Origin of the sequence: Rhodococcus sp. A14 (assembly GCF_011603105.1) — a bacterium.
Taxonomy (GTDB): Bacteria; Actinomycetota; Actinomycetes; order Mycobacteriales; family Mycobacteriaceae; genus Rhodococcus_F; species Rhodococcus_F opacus.
Map to the genome: position 1 here is coordinate 1 of NZ_JAAOQS010000162.1, position 15,993 is coordinate 15,993.

Genomic DNA, 15,993 nt, shown 5'->3' on the forward strand with positions numbered 1-15,993 from the left:
GTGCGCAAGGGGCGGCGGGCCAAGGCGGTGGGTACGGCGGTGCTGTGCGCGGGTGCCACGGCCCCACTTCCTCTGTGTGTGCGTTTCGTAGGGTTAAAGCCTACGAAATGTGCAGTGCGAAAGCAAAGGGGCAGGGCACGCAGTCGGCGGCGCGTGCTCGGAGATGCTTCTCCACTCGCTGGCTCGTCGCGGCGATCGCGTCGGTGATCTGCCCGCGTTGCTCGGCGGTCAGGTCGCAGACCCGGGCGTCATCGGCGATGCCGAGCATGACCATGACCCCGGCCGGGCCGAGCCCGGATCCGCTCATGTACGCGGTGAGGACGTCAGTGACGAGTAGGTCGGCGGCGATCCGGTCGCGTCGGCGGTGTAGCAGCGATGTCAGCGGTATGTGGCCGGAGAGTAGGTCGTCGGTTCTCCTCTGAGGCAGCGCGAAGGCTGACGATCTTCTGTTCGTTGGGTTCGGGTGTCGGCACTGGGTTCCTCTCGGTCGGCCGGCGGCTTGCCGACCACGTCACCCACGACCACCACGCGGCCACGGCACCCGCACACGGTGTCACCCCGGTGGCAGTGGGGGGAGTCGCCGTTGGTCGTGATTCCGTGCGGACTTCGAAAGTGGTGCCCGTCGACGTTGACGGGCGGAACCAGCGTGCCTTTCGGAGCGTGTGAAATCCCTGGTCAATCGACTCTACAATTTCTGTAGTCATGACTATAGACATTGAGGTTCGTCGTTGTAGAGTTCCTCTCGTCGCAAGGAAAGAGTTCACTTGGTGCTGCTGCTGGTACCCGTCGCCGGCGCGATCGGTACCGCGACCCACTCCCGGCTGGCCGACCATGCCCGCTCGGCGGCCGCCAGCGGGCGACAGGTCTCGGCGGTGCTGCTCGATAATCCCCGCCCTCAGATGACGGAAACACCGACCCGAAGCCCGACCGGAAGCGACCAGGCGCCCAATGGGAGGTCGATGGCACCGAGCACACCGGCATCGTGGACACGGACGTGGGGGCCAGGGCGGGGCAGACGGTCACCGTCTGGGTCGACGAGGGCGGCAACTACATACAGGCACCGCCCACCGGAACCGACAACGCGATCGGGGCCATCAGCGCGGCACTCGCGTTCCTGATGCTCGGAACAGTGGGATGTGGGCTGTTGCTGCTCGGGATCCACTGGCTGCTGGCGACATCCCATCGATCGCAGTGGCAGAGGGAATGGCAGAGCCCCGGACACATACCGAGATGGCCGGTCAGCTGACCCGGCGAAGTACGACGCCCTGGTCGGGGAGTTACACGCCCAGCGGTTGACGGTGCAGGCGGAGTTGTCAGCACTCGACCAACTCATGGAAGTCCTCGAGACCGGCGCCGACGCCGCTGCAGACGTGGACCAGTCAATGGTCCCGTGGCGGCCACTCACATTCGAGCATCACCCAGGAACGGGGCCATTCAAAACCTGGCACAACCAATTTCTGCTGACTCACGGCCGGCAGCGAAATGGTCTCGACCTGCCCGGTTAGGGGGAGCTGCAGTTGCCTTCAGAGGCTTCCTTTTCGGATGGCTCTGCATGAGCTTCCGTCCTGCGGCATCTCGGGGATCTGCGGGTGCAACTCCCGGTGAGAGACCATTTCGAGGTCGAAATGCACCGTTGCTCCGTCGTGGTGCAGTGCGTCGGTCCAGCCCTGTTCGGTGATGACCGCGAGCATGAGGGTGTTCTCCGCGAGGATTTCCGCGGTCAGGTGTGCCACACCGTGAAGGTAGGCGGCTGTTCCCAATTGCCGAACCAGCTGGTCGAAGCGGTGGTTGGCTCCGGCGAGCAGGCAGGCGATACCGGGTCGTCCGTTGCCGCCGATCGGGTAGGCGGCGAGGCGGTAGTCGCGGACGGCGTCCAGGGCCGCGCCGCCCATCGGTGATCCGGCGGCTGGTCCAGAGAAGTACCGCGAGCTGAAAAGATGGCCACAGGCTGATCCCTTCGTCCAAGATCATCGTCGCCGCATGCGATCCGGCTCGAATGAGACCTCTCGCCGGGGTCAGCGGCGCACCCTGCGTTCACTCTTCCGCCGCTGACCGAATCAGCCGGACGGGCCGGCGCAACCCTCGACAGGTTGCGGCGTCCGCGCGTTGCAGCACCGAACTGCGACCAGAGATATAAGTCGACGCGCTACGCACCGGCGGCTACGCAGTGTGACCCGGGTAACCTCTGTTCATGGACGCCCGACAGGAGCGTGAGCGGGTCCTGCTCGATCGGTTGCGGGACGAGCGCGGCCACCGAGTCGTGCTCGTATCGCATTGCCTGCTGAACGAGAACACGCGCTACACCGGCGGGGCGACGCGGCGGGGGGCAGTAGCCGAGGTCGTCGACGAACTGGTCAGCGCCGGCTACGGAGTCCACCAGCTGCCGTGCCCCGAACGGCTCGCCTGGGGTGGAGCACTCAAACGCCACAGCCTTCTTCTCTTCGGTTCGAAGGGCGGGGTTCTGTACCCGATGCGGGGGGTACTGCTCCGTGTCTTCCTCTGGTGGACGAGACTGATCTATTGGCGTCTCGCACGCCAAGTTGCGCGAGACGTCGCCGACTACGAGCGCTCGAGCATTGCAGTCTCGGGCATCGTCGGGATCGGCGCCTCACCGTCCTGTGGAATTACCACCACACTCGATCTCCGGGCCTCCCTCGACGTGGTCGCCGCCTGTCCGGTGGCGGCCCTGACGCGCGACGTCATGAACGAGCAAGCAGTCCTGAGCTGTCGGCGCGAGGGGGAGGGCCTCTTCATCCGCTTGCTCGACCGCGAGTTGCGTCGCCGCGGGCTGACCGTTCCCGCCCTCGAACACGACCTCACCGCGGAGCTGCGTGGTGAGCGGCACTCGGTACTCTCCGCGCCGCCACCCAGAACACTCGGCTCCTAGTGTCGGTCAGTTCGAAGTGTATGTCGGTACCGACTGTGTCGCGGCCCCATCACAGGACGGCACACGAAGAGTCACCCCACAGTAGGCGCAGATGAAATATTCGACAGCTGCGGTATTGAGTGGAAGGGCAGAATCCAGGAATAACCTCGACTGGCGTTGGGAGTAGGCGGCGGTGTTTCAGCTGACTGCGGGGCTGGGCCCGTCCGAGTTGGGGCGGTGGGTGTGCTGGAGTTCGGTGTTGATGCGTCGGGCCTCGGCGAGTTGGTCTTCGAGGATGATGATGCGGCACGCGGATTCGAGTGCGGTGCCCTGGTCGACCAGTTCGCGGGCGCGGGCGGCGAGACGTAGCTGGTATCGGGAGTAGCGGCGGTGGCCGCCCTCAGAGCGTCCGGGGGTGAGGAGCTTCGCGGCGTCGAGGCTGCGGAGGAATGCTTGTGTGACGCCGAGGATCTCAGCGGCATGGCCCATGCTGTAGGCCGGGTAGTCCTCGTCGTCGAACTTCCCGGCCGGGCTGTGGTCGGGCGAATCGTCCTGAATGGGGTGACACCTTTCAACGGACAGGGCCCCCGGCGCCGTGAGGCACCGGGGGCCGGTTTCATTTCCTAGTTCACTGCACTTTTTCCGACTGTCGGGCTGTTCTTGCTGCCCGGTCGCCGACCGGAGATGCCGGGGCATTACACACTCAAATCAAACCCGTGCCCTGGCACTTCCTCATCTTGCGGTACTGCTCTGCGGGTAGTTCATTCTCTCCCGCATCTCGTGAACTCTTTCCTTGCGACGAGAAAAACTCTACAACGGAGATGACGCAATGTCTACACCCGCGACTGCAGAAATTCTGGAGCGGGTTGACCAGGGATTTCATACGAACTCGGGAGGCCGCGGGTGGTTCCGTCGACGTCGACGGTCGACCCTCGATGGATCCGGTCACGGGATCGAGATGCGGTGCGGGCTCCGCCGTAAATGCCCCGATCAACGTTCCTTTTGTGCCCCAACCACTCCCGACGTGTGGTGTCAGGGAGTAGTCCTGATCGCCCATCACGGCGGGACACCAGCACGGCCGCCTCGCTTCCTGATGGCTGAAGAAGTTGTCGCGCCGGCACCGTAGTTTCTTGTTCCGTGAGCACACAGGGAGCATCAGCAGTAGGCATCGCAACGTAACTGTCGACGGCACCGTTCTCGACACCTGGTTCCCGGCGCCCGAGCTGGGAACCTTCGACGGCGCGGGCACCGTGCGGATCGAGGGTGGCGACATCCCCTCCGACCTGGCACTCCTCGCCGAAGCGCGTGAGCTCGACCAGGTCGTGGTGCGCACCGTGAGTCTCCCGACGGTTTTGGCCCGGACCGTCTTCGATCGATCCGTACCTTCGAAAGCGGTGCCCTGCCCTTGAGAAACTAGCGCGGCCGTAATCAGGAAGGACCGCGCCCGCCGAAGCTCCGAGGACATCAGTTCTTTGCTGCGTCCGCCTTCAGGGAGTCGATGGCGGCCTGCAACGCGGTGGTAGCGTCGTCGGCGACCTCCGCGAGTCCCGGCTGATCGGCGACCTGCACCATCATCTGCGGGTTCATCGCGTCGACCACCACCGTGTCGGGGTGGTCGGGGTCGGTGCGGACCACGACGTTGCAGGGGAGCAGGAGTCCGATCTGCCGGTCGACCGTCACCGCGCGGTGCGCGAGCGGCGGATTGCAGGCGCCGAGGATGACGTAGTCCTCCATGTCCTCGCCGAGCTTCGCCTTCAGGGTGGCTTTCATGTCGATCTCGGTGAGCACTCCAAATCCCTGCTCGGACAGGGCCTTGCGGGTGCGCTCGACCGCATCGGTGAACGAGGTGTGCAGAGTGGTCGACAGTGCGAGTGTCATGGGTGTCCTGCCTTTCTCGCGAAGGGTCGGATCAGGCCAGGGCGAGGAAGAGCTTCTCGAGTTCGGCCTCGGTCATCGGTTCCTTGCCGTCCTGGGCGGTGTCGCTCATGCATTCCTTCAGGCCGGTCGCGACGATCTTGAATCCGGCACGGTCCAGTGCGCGTGACACGGCCGCGAGCTGGGTGACGACGTCCTTGCAGTCGCGTCCCTGCTCGATCATCGAGATCACTCCGGCGAGCTGGCCTTGGGCGCGGCGCAACCGGTTGAGTACCAAAGCGATGCTGTCTTCGTCGCCGACCATGGGGACGTCCTTTCCTAGTTCTTCATATCAGTGTACCCCCGGGGGTATCCGGGCAGGGTGTGAGATGTGCGACCGCCTTCGCCCTGATCAACCACGAGTGTGCCATTCCCGGTGTGGGGGTATGAGCACCTCGATCGCTACGACAGCGGCGCCGCCGTGGTGCTTCGGTCTGCACAGTCGGAGGGAGTCCGGTACGTGAGTGAATTCGTCACCTCGTCTGGTAGGCCAGGGTTCGCACGATGGGTCGACAGTCACCCGGCCGAGATCGACCGAGGGGCGCATCGACGCCAGTTGATGCCCGAACCCTGGGTCGAGCAGGCGGTCCGGTATCGCCGCGATCGGCGAGCATCCGCCCGCCCGCGATCACCATCACCACCGCGAATCCGATCAGCAAAGCGCGTTTGGGTAGCAGGCGTCCCACGGCGCTGCCGGCGAAGGTGGCCGGGATGCCGGTGGCGGCGAAGGTGCCAGCCAGGCGCCACTGGATCTGGCGGGCCCGGATTTTCGGTAGCGCGCCTACCGCCGAGGCCACGCCGACGACGATCAGCGAGATCGGGATGGCTTGCTCCATGTTCAGGCCCAGGCCGAAGACCAGCGCCGGGACCGCGAGGATCGATCCGCCGCCGCCGAGTAGGCCCAGCAGCACGCCGATGACGGCACCGAAGCCGAGTGCGAGCGCCACTGTCATCTCGATCCTTTCTGTCGAATCCTTCGTCAGCGGTACCCCGGCCGGGCACGGTCGACCCTGCCTCGGGGCACATCGGTTCCACTTCGACGGCGGCATCGGTGCCCGCATTACGCGGACCGCGACCGCGAAGAACACCGAAGAACGGACTGAGGGGTCGGCCGGAAGCATCCCGGGACCGGGCAGATCTATGGCCCGCCGCCCGACGGCAAAACTGCGGTTCGGGCCCGGTTCTCAGGCGGTAGGTCCGCGTCGGACGGCTTGGCCCGCGGACAGCCATGCCCTGGTCCCCCCGGCGACGGACACTGCAGGTCGCCCGGCGGATTCGAGGATCTCGGCACCGCGTTTGCTCCGGTTTCCGGATGCGCAGATGACGTAGACGGCGTCTGCGGGCGGCACCTCTCCCACACGTGCGGGCAGCTCCGCGAGGGGGATCAACTGGGCGCCGGGAACATGGCCCTGGATGTACTCGTAGTCTTCGCGGACGTCCAGCACCGGAGCTCCGGATTCCCAGGCGTGGATGAGAGCGGCAGTGTCGACTTCGTGCATGGTGAACTCCTCGGTTCAGGTCTGTCGAAGAGGGCGACTCGCGGCGCCCTGAGGGTAGAGAGATCGCTTCCGTTCACCCCGCCGCCACGGAGGCGCGAGGGCGCCCTCCGAGTCGTTGTAGGGGGCAGTGCTCCCTGCGGCTGCAGGCATATGTGGTGCCGGCGGCAATCACCGTGAGTGCTGCTGCGGCGATTCCGACGCCCGGGTGGATCTCCTGCGCGAGGATGACCGAGGACATGATCAGCACGAACCAACCGAAGCTCTTGCGCAGGGTGTCCGGATCGACAAGCGAGGTCAGGCGACCGCCGATGAGGCTGCCGACGACGGCAGCGCCGGTGACCATCGCCGCCAGGCGCCAATCGATCTGCACGGTGGACAGGTAACCGCCGAGGCCGGCGAAGGACTTCATGGCGATCACGATCAGCGACGTGCCGACGGCGACCGGCATGGGCAGCCCGCCGAGCAGTGCCAAGGCCGGCACGACGAGGAAGCCCCCGCCGGCACCGACGAGACCGGTGACCAGGCCGACGATCACGCCGTCGAGCAGGATCTTTCCGACCGACATCGAAGGATTGCCCTCGCCCAGTGTGGCCTTGTTCTTGCGGCCGCGGAGCATGGCGATCGCCGTGGCGATCATCATCACGGCGAAGCCGAGCAGCAGAACGGTGCCCGGGATGAAGCGCGAGAGCAGACCACCGCCGTAGGCACCGACCATTCCGGCCAGACCGAACAGGATTCCGGTACGCCACTGCACGCGGCCGGCGCGTGCGTGGGAGATCGCGCCAACCGCGCTGGTGACACCCACGACCAGCAGCGAGGTGGCGATCGCCTCTTTGGCGTCCATTCCTGCGACATAGGCCAGCAACGGGACGGTGAGGATCGAGCCCCCGCCACCGAGCAGTCCGAGGGTGACACCGACCAGGACTGCCAGCGCTACGGTCAACGCGATCATGATCAGTTCCTCTCGGCGCGTTCGGTCTTCGACTCGACCAGCTGTGCGACGATGCTCTGGGCGTCGCAGGAGGCGCCACGGTTGTAGGGCAGCTTGGACAGCAGCATGCCCATCGCGCAGGTGTTGGACAGTGCGGCGAGAGTCAGCCCGCCGCCGATTCCGGCGGCAAGCCACTTGAGCTTCGGTACGGCGATGCTGCCGAGAACCGAACTCAGCACGAGCGAGCCGGCGACGAGCCGGACCTGGCGATCGAGATCCCAGCGTTCGGCACCGCGGTTGACGGGAAGGCTGGCGGCTTCCCAGGCGAGCATGCCGCCGTCGAGGATGTGAAGATTGAACAATCCTGCTTCGCGCAAGGTCTGTTCGGCCTGGCCGGCGCGCTGTCCGGAGCGGCACACCAGCACGACGTTCTCGTCGAAATGGGCGCAGAACTCGTCGCGGTGCTCGCGCAGCAGGTCCAGGGGGACGTTGTAGGCGCCGCGGATGTGCACGGTCTCGAATTGGCCCGGAGTCCGGACGTCGATGATGCGCACGTTCTTGCCGGAATCGATCGACTCGTGCAGGGAATTCGGATCGACGGTGACAGCGGGGGACTCGGTCATGAGTGGCCTTTCGATTGGGGAAATCGGGGGAGGCTTTACGAAGGTGCCCCCGGGGGTATCTTCTATATCGTACATATACCCCTGGGGGTATATGCAAGGAGTGCTGTTGTTCGAGTTCAGGCGAGGCCGAGGAACAACTCCTCGAGTTTTTCCTCGGTGAGGCGGTCGACGCAGGCGGCGTCCTGCTCGTCGAGGACGCATCGGCGGAGCTGATCCGAGATGATCTTGAAGCTGGCGCGATGGAGCGCGTGGGATGCCGCTGCGAGCTGGATGACGACCTCGCGGAGCTCGCGGCCGGTGCCGAGCATCGTGATCACCGCGGTGAGCTGGCCTTGTGCTCGACGCAGACGTCGTAGCGTCGCGGCGTCGGCTTCGGCGTGTTCCATCGATAACTCCTCGCTCGCTCCCGCACCGGAGAACTGCCGATTCGCATATACCCCTGGGGGTACTTGACATACCCTAGGGGGTATATGCCACGATGTCTACATCCCCGGAACACCACCCGGATCCCAGCAACGGAGGAATCCATGATTCTCGAGCAGTACTACATCGAGTGCCTCTCCCACGCGTCCTACCTCATCGGCGACCCCGGCACCGGCCGGGCGATCGTGGTCGACCCCCGCCGCGACATCACCGAATACCTCTCCGACGCAGAGAAGTACGGACTGACCATCGAAGGGGTGATCAACACCCACTTCCACGCAGACTTCGTCTCCGGCCACCTCGAGCTGGTCGACGCCACGGGTGCGTGGATCGGATTCGGTGAAGCCGCCGAGACCGACTACCCGATCCGCCGGCTGAGCGACGGCGAGAAGCTGTCCCTGGGCGAGGTCGAACTCGAGATCCTGTCCACCCCGGGCCACACCTGGGAGTCGATCTCGGTGCTGGTGCGCGAACATCCCGGCGCCGTCCCGGCCGCAGTGCTCACCGGCGACTCGCTGTTCATCGGCGACGTCGGCCGTCCGGACCTGGTCAATCTCGGCGACGGCTCGACCGGCGATCTGGCGCGGGCGATGTATCACACCGTGCACGAGAAGCTGCTGACGCTGCCCGACGAGGTCGTCGTCATGCCTGCTCACGGTGCCGGTTCGTCGTGCGGGAAGAACCTGTCGACGGAACTCACCTCGACCATCGGGGAGCAGCGCGCCACCAACCCGTCCGTGCAGCCGATGAGCGAGGACGACTTCGTCGACCTGGTCACCGAAGGGCAGCCGGCCGCACCGTCGTACTTCTCGGTCGACGCCGCGATGAACAAGCGGATGCACCCGCTTCTGGTGCAGGACCACTCGATTCCCGAGCTGAGCCCGGAGCAGCTGAAGGCCGAGCTGGCCGCCGGTACGCGTGTTCTCGATGCGCGAAGTGTCGACGATTTCGCCGCCGGGCATCTGCGCGGTTCGGTCAATGTCGGGTTCGACGGGCGTTTCGCCGAAACCGGCGGCATGGTCGCCGAGGTCGGCGAGAAGATCGTGCTGATCACCTATCCCGGCGAAGAGCAGGACGCCGCGGTGCGCCTGGCCCGAATCGGATCCGACGGTGCAGCAGGTTATCTGAACGTCGACCGGGACGGGGCCTTCCCTGCGGAGCTTGCCGATCTGATCGAGACCGCACCCAGGACGACGGTCGAAGAGCTCGACCGGTTGCTCGCCGCCGACGCGGTCACCCTCGTCGACATCCGCAACCCCGGTGAGCGCGAATTCGGAACCATCCCCGGCGCGGTTCCGATCCCGTTGGCGCAGTTGCGGGCCCGTCTGGACCAGGTTCCTGCCGGCAAGCCGATCGTGGTGCACTGTGCCGGTGGATGGCGTTCGAGCGTGGCGGCGTCGCTGCTGCGGGCCCAGGGCTTCGAGAACGTTACGGATCTGCTCGGCGGCTACAACGCGTGGGCCGAAGCTCACGTCCCCGCCTGATCGTTCCGGCCTCGAGAAAGGAACGGAAGCAATGACGACGAAGAACCTCACTATGGCGGACTTCGAATCCACCATCGTCGGCAACGACATCGTGCTCGTCGACTTCTGGGCATCGTGGTGCGGCCCGTGCCGCGCCTTCGCCCCGGTCTTCGAGAAGTCGTCACAGGCGCACCCCGAGATCGTGCATGCCAAGGTCAACACGCAAGCCGAGCAGCAGCTCGCCGCCATGGCGAACATCCGCTCGATTCCGACGATCATGGCCTTCCGAGAGGGCGTGCTCGTCTATTCGCAGCCCGGCGCGTTGCCGGCACCGGCTCTCGAGGACCTGATCACCCGGATCGAAGCCCTCGACATGGCCGAGATCCACAACAAGGTTGCCGAACAACGCGCAGCCTCCCGCTCCTGACCCCGTTCGTCGGGTCCGCAGCGAACTCTCATCGAGGAGGATTCCCATGTGTTACCCCGTCGCCTGCCCCAACTGCGGAAAGACCGGGTGGGGTGGATGCGGACAGCATGTCGACGCGGTCATGCGCTCCGTACCCGCCGCCGATCGCTGCACCTGCGGTCAGGACACCATTCCGGCCCGCGCAGAGCATCTAAGCGTGCTTTCGCTCTTCCGTCGCTGACCTCGGTCGCAAACATGGAGACGGTGCAGGTACCGGAACCGACCCGAGCAGTCGGCCCCGACCCGGAGGTCGGGGTGTGAGCCCCATGGCCACGCCCCGACCTCCGGTGCTGGGCTGCGGGCAACGCCGCTCAGTTCACCCTGCTGGTGGCGGTCAACGCCCTGGTGGGCGGCATGGTCGATCAGCAACAGACCGTGCTGCCGCTGCTGGCGGAGAGCGAATTCGGGCTGAGCGATTACACATTCATCTTCACCTACGTGGCGGCCTTCGGGACCACCAAGGCGGTCGCCAACTACTTCGCCGGGACCTTCTCCGACCGATACGGGCGCAAACCCGTACTGCTGGTGGGATGGTTGTTCGCCCTTCCGGTGCCGCTCACGCTGATTTCATCGTGGTGAGACTCGCCCACTTCGGCGTGATCCAGATCGTTCGGGGTATCCGATTGACGCCCCCCGCAAGCAAAAACATCACCGGACGGGGCTACCGGAACGGCGCTGGTCAGCGAGTTCCGGTCAACGGCCGGCTTTCGGGACGTGCCGGTGCGGGTTCCCTTCCGTACGCACATCCGTTTGGCGTGGTGGTGAACCGGCCCTCGGTGTGGCCTGACCGATGTTTTTCCGCGCCCTGCTGGTCTGTACACCGAGTACCGACTCACGGGAGGCTGACACCATGCGGAAACTGACCTTCGCCATGAACGTGAGCCTGGACGGTTACATCGCCGCGCCCGGCGACGACCTCGGCTGGAGTGTACCGAGCGACGAGCTGTTCCAGTGGTGGTCCGACCGGGTGAGGGCGACAGGCACGGCGCTGTACGGGCGCAAACTGTGGGAGACGATGAGCTCCCACTGGCCGACCGCCCATCAGCAGCCGGGTGCCACACCGGCGGAGATCGAGTTCGCCCGCCGCTGGCGGGACATGCCGAAGGTGGTGTTCTCCTCGACGACCAGCACGGTCGACTGGAACACCCGCCTGGTCACCGGCGACGCGGTCACCGAGATCACCCGGCTCAAGGCCGAGGACGGCGGCCCCATGGATATCGGCGGCGCCACACTCGCCGCAGTGGCCATGCGGGATGGGCTGATCGACGAGTACGCGATCGTCACCCATCCGGTCCTGGTAGGTGGCGGCACGCCGTTCTTTGCGGCCCTGGACAACTGGGTGAACCTGACCCTGGTGGAGACCGGGACGTTCCCTGACGGCGTGGTCCTGACCAGATACGAGACCAGGCGCTGAGTACCCAACCTCGTATCGGCCCGGGCTTCGGGCCGATCCGAGGATCTCGTGGCGCTGTGTTTCGAGGCGATTGTGATACCCGTCCCGGATCACAGACCGTGTATGTAAGGGATCCTCATACGACAAGCTCAGGTCTGGCTGCTGAAGGAGGCCAAGGCAGTCACCAGTGCGGCGCCGAACCCCGCTCCACCGTGGCCGGCGTCGTCGAGCACGACGAGCTGGGCATCCGGCCAGGCACGCGCAAGGTTCCACGCCGTGTCCAACGGTCCCGAGACGTCGTAGCGACCGTGCACCAGAACGGCGGAGACACCTGCCAGGCGTCCAATGCCATTCAGGACTCGGCCGGATCGTCCACCTCGGATACGGCGACCGGAAGCCGACTCGTACTCGGCGCTCAGCCGGTGTTGGCGCCCCGGTGTCGGCTGTAGTAGCCGGCCATGAGCCGCCAATAGACCAGCAGCAGCGCCATCATGACCACGGTGGCAGCGGCCGCCGGTGCGGCGCGGCGTCGCCGGGCGGCGATCAGTGCGGTGATGCCAGCCAGCGTGGCCGCCGCGTTTACCGCCATCGCGGTGTCGCGGGGCCGTTCGGTGATCCAGAGTTCTTCGCCGAGCACCGCCCGGGTGGACCAGGCGTGCTCGTCCGCCGGTTTCGGGAAAATCACGGGGTTGGCCGGCCATCCAGGCACCGACGATCGCGGCGTGGCTCCACCGGCGTGTCCACAGAGGAACGAGCACAAGCGGGGTGCTCAGCCAGCGAGTCCAGGCACTCCACGGGTTGGAGTGGCGAGCGAAGACATTGTGTTTGAGGTCGGCGAAGTGGTGGGTCATGTCACGATCCTTGATCGGGGCGACTACTGACCGAAAGTGAAGCGCAGGTTCGCGCTGACGGCAGGCGGGTTTCGAGGAGCAATCCCACCACTCCCACTGCGATGCAGATCATCGTCACCATCATCAGTGCCGGGTTCATCTGCCCGGTCAACGCGTCGCCGAGCAGCACCACCCCGATGGTGCCCGGCAGGATTCCCACCACAGTCGCCACGATGTACGGCAGCAGGCGCACCGCTGAGAGCCCGGCGCAATAGTTCACCAGTGCAAACGGTGCCGGTGCGATCAGGCGCAGGGACCCGACCGCCAGCCACCCCCGCCGCGCGAGGCGGGCATCGATGGCCTGGACAGCGGGGTGCGTCAGCCGGGCCTGCACCGCCGCGCGGCCGAGCGCCCGCACCAACAGCAACGCCAGCACGGCACTGACCGTCGTGGCGGCGATCGCGACGACGACCCCGGCGGCGGGACCGAACAACAGTCCGGCGCTGAGGGTGAACACCGTTCGCGGCACCGGGGCGATCGTCAACACCGCCTGGGCGAGGAAGAATACGAGTACGAACCCCGGGCCCATCGACTCCCCCCACTCCCGCACCTGGGAGATCGACGGGCGGGGGACGAGGGCGGCGGCCACAGCCAGCACGGCCAGCACGGCCACGGTGGCGAGGACTCGGCGGTCGCGCAGGATCAGCGGCACTCGCCGGGGCCCACGACGTGGGGGTCCGGGGGGTGTGTCGTCGACGGGGGCGCTCGGGCGGTCACCCTCACGCCGCGAGTGCTCACCGTCCGAGCCGGCCACCGCGTCGGCGTAGGCGGTGTAGGTCCGCGGGTGCCACCTCGGAGTGGTCACGCCAGCGCGCTTCCGGCCAGCCACTGGTCCCACGGCACGCTCCAGTCCCCGTTCTGCCACTGCGCGAGCGGCTCCCCGCCGGTGTTGCGGACCTCGACGATGTCTCCGGGGACGGAGAAGTCGTAGAACCAGCGGGCGTTGTCGGGGCTGAGGTTCAGGCACCCGTGGGAAACGTTGGTGTTTCCCTGTGCCCAGATGGTGTCGGCGAGTTCGTGAAGGTAGATGCCGTCGTTGCTGATGCGGGTGGCGTAGTTGATCGTTTCCTTGTATCCCAGGCGGGAATTGACCGGGAGTCCGTAGGTCGAGGAATCCATGATCACGGGGTTGGCCTTGTCGAGGACGGTGTAGATGCCGCGCTGGGTCCAGAACGTCAGGGTCTGCCCGTTGATGGTTTCGCTGCCTCCCGTGCCCATCGAGGTGGGCATGGTGCGCACGACTTCACCGTTGTTGGTGACCGTGACGTGTTTGGTGGTGTCGTCGGCGATAGAGATGTGGGCGTCGCCGATGGTGAACGACGTGGCTGCGTCCTCCTGGCCGAACAGTCCGCCGCCGAGATTGACGCCGTAGACGTTCGCGCGGGCGGTCACTGTCGTGCCGGGTGTGTAGTAGTTCTGGGGCCGCCAGTGCACGTTCTGATCGTCCGCCCAGTACCAGGATCCGGCGACCGGCGGCGAAGTTTCTACAGTCAGGGTCTTCTCGGCGGCGGCGCGGTCGGTGATCGGCTCGTCGAAATGGGTGACGACGACAATCCCGATGCCGAAGGTGCCGCCGTCGGTGAGCAGGTTGCCGCCGGAGGTGACGAAGGTGGGTTTGGTGAGGTTGCCCGGTTGCACGGTGGAGAAGGTGCTGGTTCGCTCGGTGCGGGTGCCGTCATCGTGGACCGCGGCGGCGGCGATGGTGTACGTCTTGCCGTAGCCCAGTGCGGCACCGGGTTTCCAGGTGATGCGGTCGGGGGTGAAGATGCCGGCGATGACCTTGCCCTCGTTGTTGGTCATGGCGACCGTTTCGAGGGTGCCACCGGTGGTTTCGACCGACACCGGCTCTGCGGGGTTGACCGTGTCGGTCCCATCGGCGGGGGTCACGGTGATCGTGGGGACGGCGGGTGCGGAAGGGTTCGCGTCGCCGCCCGGTGAGGATCCAGTGCCGGACGGGGCGCAGGCGGCCAGAAGCACGAGCAGGATCGCCAGGGCGATCAGAACCGGAGTCCGGCGGGGTGGGTGTGTGTGCATGAGTTCCTCCATACCGACGAGGCGACAGCGAAGCTGGTGGCCGAGAAGAAGTGGGGTGCACGCCATGTCCGTGGCGGCGATGGAGGAGGGTGGGACCGCGAGAGGATGCGGCCCCACCCTCATCGGACTAGTTCTGTTGCAGCAGTGCCGTCATGGTGGTGATCTCCGCCTGCTGAGCGCCGACGATGGCGGTGGCCATCTGCTTGGCGTCGGCGTTCTCTCCGTCCGCCAGCTCGGTCTGAGCCATCTCGATGGCACCGGTGTGGTGTGCGATCATCATGTTCAGCCAGGCGGTGTCGAAGTCGGCGCCGCTCTTGCCGGCCAGGCCGCTCATCTGCTCCGGTGTCATCATCCCGCTCATGCCTCCGCCGTCGGCCATGCCGCTCGTTCCGCCGTGGTTCATCCCGCTCATGCCGCTGCCGGCGTCGGTCGAGGGGACGGCCATGCCCCGCTGTGCGAGCAACGCGGTCATCTGGTCCATTTCCGGACCCTGGGCTGCCGCAATGTTTTTGGCCAGGTCGAGTACCTGTGGATTGGTGGTGCGGCCCAGGGCCATGTTCGCCATCTCGACGGCCTGCGCGTGGTGGGGGTACATCATCTGCAGAAACATCACGTCGGCGTTGTTGAAGGCGGTCGTCTCCGCCGCTGCGGTGGTGGAGCTGCTCGACGTGGTGCCCGAGGTGTTGTTCGACATCTGGCTCATGTCGTGTCCGCCGCCGCTGTTGTCGCTACAGCCGGCGAGGACCAGAACTCCGGACACGGCCGCGGCGGACAGGACGAACTTGGCACGGGGGGAACGCAAAGACCACATGGATAGGACTCCTCGAAAGGTCGGTGAAAGGTGAAGCAGGCGTGAAAAACACACGCCCGCGAGGGTGACCCACTTCAAGTGGGTCACCTGTCACACCCGCAACACCGACAATTGCGCGAGGGTCGGAGTGGTCCACGGCGGCGCCCGGCCGGCCTGGATATGCAGCGGGAGTCGCAGGCTGTGTACCGCGGCCTCGCCGGTGGTGGCCGTCGCGTACCACCGGGCCAGGACCAGCGCCGCGGCGATCGTCATCACGGCCATGCACAGATGCAGGCCCGTATGGTCACCGCAGTCCTTGCCTTCACAGCCCGTCCCGGCCAGTGCGACGGGAAAATCGTCGAGCGCCATCGGCGCCGCGGCCGCGTCGTGGGAGTGCGTGTGCGCACCGGAATCATGCCCCGATGAGGTGGGGTGCCCGCCGGAGTGGTCGAGCAGGGGAGAGGAATGCATGAGGAGGACACCGAACAGCACCGCCACGACAGCGGCCACCCGCAGCAGGTGCTGCATCGTCGGTGTACCCAGCGCTTTCACAGCCGTGATGTTACTGATCCGGTGGCGGTGCGAAGATCTGAAGGCGCGTGTCGCGGGGGACCGACGCCCAGCATAATCTGTTCGCTCGAGGCGTGACCCGAGACGATCGGGGCAACGCCCGACGGCTCATCCATCGCAGCTGTCTCTTA

General features: G+C 66.1%; 20 protein-coding genes and 3 pseudogenes. 7 read left to right on the forward strand and 16 right to left on the reverse strand.

Annotated features, from left to right (window positions below; translation table 11 throughout):
- Positions 1-100: 100 nt before the first annotated feature.
- Positions 101-307 (reverse strand): hypothetical protein, encoded by a 207-nt coding sequence (locus tag G9373_RS47310; RefSeq protein ID WP_240961067.1) that lies wholly within the window; start codon positions 305-307, stop codon positions 101-103.
- A gap of 675 nt (positions 308-982) precedes the next feature.
- On the opposite strand from G9373_RS47310, the gene G9373_RS47315 reads away from it, so the two are divergent.
- The gene (locus G9373_RS47315; protein ID WP_240961068.1) at positions 983-1,246 is read left to right on the forward strand and encodes a hypothetical protein; all 264 of its coding nucleotides are present in this window, start codon (positions 983-985) and stop codon (positions 1,244-1,246) included.
- Positions 1,247-1,523: 277 nt separating this feature from the next.
- Here G9373_RS47315 and G9373_RS42340 read toward each other — a convergent pair whose 3' ends face one another.
- Entirely contained in the window at positions 1,524-1,892 is a 369-nt protein-coding gene (locus G9373_RS42340) for a hypothetical protein (RefSeq protein ID WP_240961069.1), read from the reverse strand.
- 299 nt (positions 1,893-2,191) lie between these two features.
- Here G9373_RS42340 and G9373_RS42345 point away from each other — a divergent pair, with 299 nt between their 5' ends.
- Positions 2,192-2,887: a 2-thiouracil desulfurase family protein gene (locus G9373_RS42345; RefSeq protein ID WP_167120876.1), complete on the forward strand. Its 696-nt coding sequence runs from the start codon at positions 2,192-2,194 to the stop codon at positions 2,885-2,887.
- Between the two features lie 177 nt (positions 2,888-3,064).
- Here the strand turns inward: G9373_RS42345 and G9373_RS42350 are convergent, their stop codons facing one another.
- Complete coding sequence (locus tag G9373_RS42350) at positions 3,065-3,355, reverse strand: MerR family transcriptional regulator (protein WP_169694357.1); 291 nt, start codon at positions 3,353-3,355, stop codon at positions 3,065-3,067.
- Between the two features lie 648 nt (positions 3,356-4,003).
- Between G9373_RS42350 and G9373_RS42355 the strand changes: the two are divergent.
- Positions 4,004-4,200, forward strand: a pseudogene (locus tag G9373_RS42355) (2,3,4,5-tetrahydropyridine-2,6-dicarboxylate N-succinyltransferase); the annotation flags it as partial.
- A 130-nt stretch (positions 4,201-4,330) separates the two neighbouring features.
- Here the strand turns inward: G9373_RS42355 and G9373_RS42360 are convergent.
- From G9373_RS42360 to G9373_RS42390, 7 genes and pseudogenes are all read right to left on the reverse strand, one after another.
- Positions 4,331-4,744, reverse strand: a complete 414-nt coding sequence (locus tag G9373_RS42360; protein WP_133987598.1) for a DUF302 domain-containing protein — start codon at positions 4,742-4,744, stop codon at positions 4,331-4,333.
- A 31-nt stretch (positions 4,745-4,775) separates the two neighbouring features.
- Positions 4,776-5,045, reverse strand: a complete 270-nt coding sequence (locus G9373_RS42365) for a metal-sensitive transcriptional regulator (RefSeq protein WP_133987597.1) — start codon at positions 5,043-5,045, stop codon at positions 4,776-4,778.
- A 254-nt stretch (positions 5,046-5,299) separates the two neighbouring features.
- Positions 5,300-5,733: pseudogene (locus G9373_RS42370) on the reverse strand (sulfite exporter TauE/SafE family protein); the annotation flags it as partial.
- 231 nt (positions 5,734-5,964) lie between these two features.
- Positions 5,965-6,279, reverse strand: coding sequence for a rhodanese-like domain-containing protein (locus G9373_RS42375; RefSeq protein ID WP_133987596.1), 315 nt, complete (start codon positions 6,277-6,279; stop codon positions 5,965-5,967).
- A 73-nt stretch (positions 6,280-6,352) separates the two neighbouring features.
- A complete protein-coding gene (locus tag G9373_RS42380) occupies positions 6,353-7,231 on the reverse strand; it encodes a sulfite exporter TauE/SafE family protein (protein WP_133987595.1) in 879 nt (292 codons plus the stop codon).
- Between the two features lie 2 nt (positions 7,232-7,233).
- Positions 7,234-7,833 (reverse strand): rhodanese-like domain-containing protein, encoded by a 600-nt coding sequence (locus G9373_RS42385; protein WP_133987594.1) that lies wholly within the window; start codon positions 7,831-7,833, stop codon positions 7,234-7,236.
- A 116-nt stretch (positions 7,834-7,949) separates the two neighbouring features.
- Complete coding sequence (locus G9373_RS42390; RefSeq protein ID WP_133987593.1) at positions 7,950-8,219, reverse strand: metal-sensitive transcriptional regulator; 270 nt, start codon at positions 8,217-8,219, stop codon at positions 7,950-7,952.
- Between the two features lie 141 nt (positions 8,220-8,360).
- Here G9373_RS42390 and G9373_RS42395 point away from each other — a divergent pair, with 141 nt between their 5' ends.
- The 4 genes and pseudogenes from G9373_RS42395 (at position 8,361) to G9373_RS42410 (ending at position 11,599) form a co-directional block, all read left to right on the forward strand.
- Entirely contained in the window at positions 8,361-9,740 is a 1,380-nt protein-coding gene (locus G9373_RS42395; RefSeq protein ID WP_133987592.1) for an MBL fold metallo-hydrolase, read from the forward strand.
- 31 nt (positions 9,741-9,771) lie between these two features.
- A complete protein-coding gene (trxA, locus tag G9373_RS42400; RefSeq protein ID WP_167120878.1) occupies positions 9,772-10,146 on the forward strand; it encodes a thioredoxin in 375 nt (124 codons plus the stop codon).
- A 360-nt stretch (positions 10,147-10,506) separates the two neighbouring features.
- A pseudogene (locus tag G9373_RS42405) lies at positions 10,507-10,758 on the forward strand (MFS transporter); the annotation flags it as partial.
- 277 nt (positions 10,759-11,035) lie between these two features.
- Complete coding sequence (locus G9373_RS42410; RefSeq protein WP_133987590.1) at positions 11,036-11,599, forward strand: dihydrofolate reductase family protein; 564 nt, start codon at positions 11,036-11,038, stop codon at positions 11,597-11,599.
- A gap of 128 nt (positions 11,600-11,727) precedes the next feature.
- Here G9373_RS42410 and G9373_RS42415 read toward each other — a convergent pair whose 3' ends face one another.
- From G9373_RS42415 to G9373_RS42440, 6 genes are all read right to left on the reverse strand, one after another.
- Positions 11,728-11,892: a hypothetical protein gene (locus G9373_RS42415; protein WP_317612117.1), complete on the reverse strand. Its 165-nt coding sequence runs from the start codon at positions 11,890-11,892 to the stop codon at positions 11,728-11,730.
- Between the two features lie 101 nt (positions 11,893-11,993).
- Complete coding sequence (locus G9373_RS48440) at positions 11,994-12,263, reverse strand: hypothetical protein (protein ID WP_346842921.1); 270 nt, start codon at positions 12,261-12,263, stop codon at positions 11,994-11,996.
- 167 nt (positions 12,264-12,430) lie between these two features.
- Entirely contained in the window at positions 12,431-13,120 is a 690-nt protein-coding gene (locus tag G9373_RS42425) for a TVP38/TMEM64 family protein (protein ID WP_133988067.1), read from the reverse strand.
- Between the two features lie 149 nt (positions 13,121-13,269).
- Positions 13,270-14,502 (reverse strand): Ig-like domain-containing protein, encoded by a 1,233-nt coding sequence (locus G9373_RS42430; RefSeq protein ID WP_133987589.1) that lies wholly within the window; start codon positions 14,500-14,502, stop codon positions 13,270-13,272.
- Between the two features lie 127 nt (positions 14,503-14,629).
- On the reverse strand, positions 14,630-15,313 hold the full coding sequence (locus G9373_RS42435; RefSeq protein WP_167120880.1) for a DUF305 domain-containing protein: 684 nt from the start codon (positions 15,311-15,313) through the stop codon (positions 14,630-14,632).
- A 90-nt stretch (positions 15,314-15,403) separates the two neighbouring features.
- Positions 15,404-15,844, reverse strand: a complete 441-nt coding sequence (locus G9373_RS42440; protein WP_346842922.1) for a DUF6153 family protein — start codon at positions 15,842-15,844, stop codon at positions 15,404-15,406.
- Between the last annotated feature and the right edge of the window lie 149 nt (positions 15,845-15,993).

Coding starts and splice junctions, on each gene's coding strand:
- G9373_RS42385 (WP_133987594.1), bottom strand. CDS start 7,833: ATGACCGAGTCCCCCGCTGTCACCGTCGATCCGAATTCCCTGCACGAG.
- G9373_RS42410 (WP_133987590.1), top strand. CDS start 11,036: ATGCGGAAACTGACCTTCGCCATGAACGTGAGCCTGGACGGTTACATC.
- G9373_RS42435 (WP_167120880.1), bottom strand. CDS start 15,313: ATGTGGTCTTTGCGTTCCCCCCGTGCCAAGTTCGTCCTGTCCGCCGCG.
- G9373_RS42340 (WP_240961069.1), bottom strand. CDS start 1,892: ATGGGCGGCGCGGCCCTGGACGCCGTCCGCGACTACCGCCTCGCCGCC.
- G9373_RS42395 (WP_133987592.1), top strand. CDS start 8,361: ATGATTCTCGAGCAGTACTACATCGAGTGCCTCTCCCACGCGTCCTAC.
- G9373_RS42365 (WP_133987597.1), bottom strand. CDS start 5,045: ATGGTCGGCGACGAAGACAGCATCGCTTTGGTACTCAACCGGTTGCGC.
- G9373_RS42360 (WP_133987598.1), bottom strand. CDS start 4,744: ATGACACTCGCACTGTCGACCACTCTGCACACCTCGTTCACCGATGCG.
- G9373_RS42345 (WP_167120876.1), top strand. CDS start 2,192: ATGGACGCCCGACAGGAGCGTGAGCGGGTCCTGCTCGATCGGTTGCGG.
- G9373_RS42350 (WP_169694357.1), bottom strand. CDS start 3,355: ATGGGCCATGCCGCTGAGATCCTCGGCGTCACACAAGCATTCCTCCGC.
- G9373_RS42380 (WP_133987595.1), bottom strand. CDS start 7,231: ATGATCGCGTTGACCGTAGCGCTGGCAGTCCTGGTCGGTGTCACCCTC.
- G9373_RS47310 (WP_240961067.1), bottom strand. CDS start 307: ATGAGCGGATCCGGGCTCGGCCCGGCCGGGGTCATGGTCATGCTCGGC.
- G9373_RS42430 (WP_133987589.1), bottom strand. CDS start 14,502: ATGCACACACACCCACCCCGCCGGACTCCGGTTCTGATCGCCCTGGCG.
- G9373_RS42375 (WP_133987596.1), bottom strand. CDS start 6,279: ATGCACGAAGTCGACACTGCCGCTCTCATCCACGCCTGGGAATCCGGA.
- trxA (WP_167120878.1), top strand. CDS start 9,772: ATGACGACGAAGAACCTCACTATGGCGGACTTCGAATCCACCATCGTC.
- G9373_RS42390 (WP_133987593.1), bottom strand. CDS start 8,219: ATGGAACACGCCGAAGCCGACGCCGCGACGCTACGACGTCTGCGTCGA.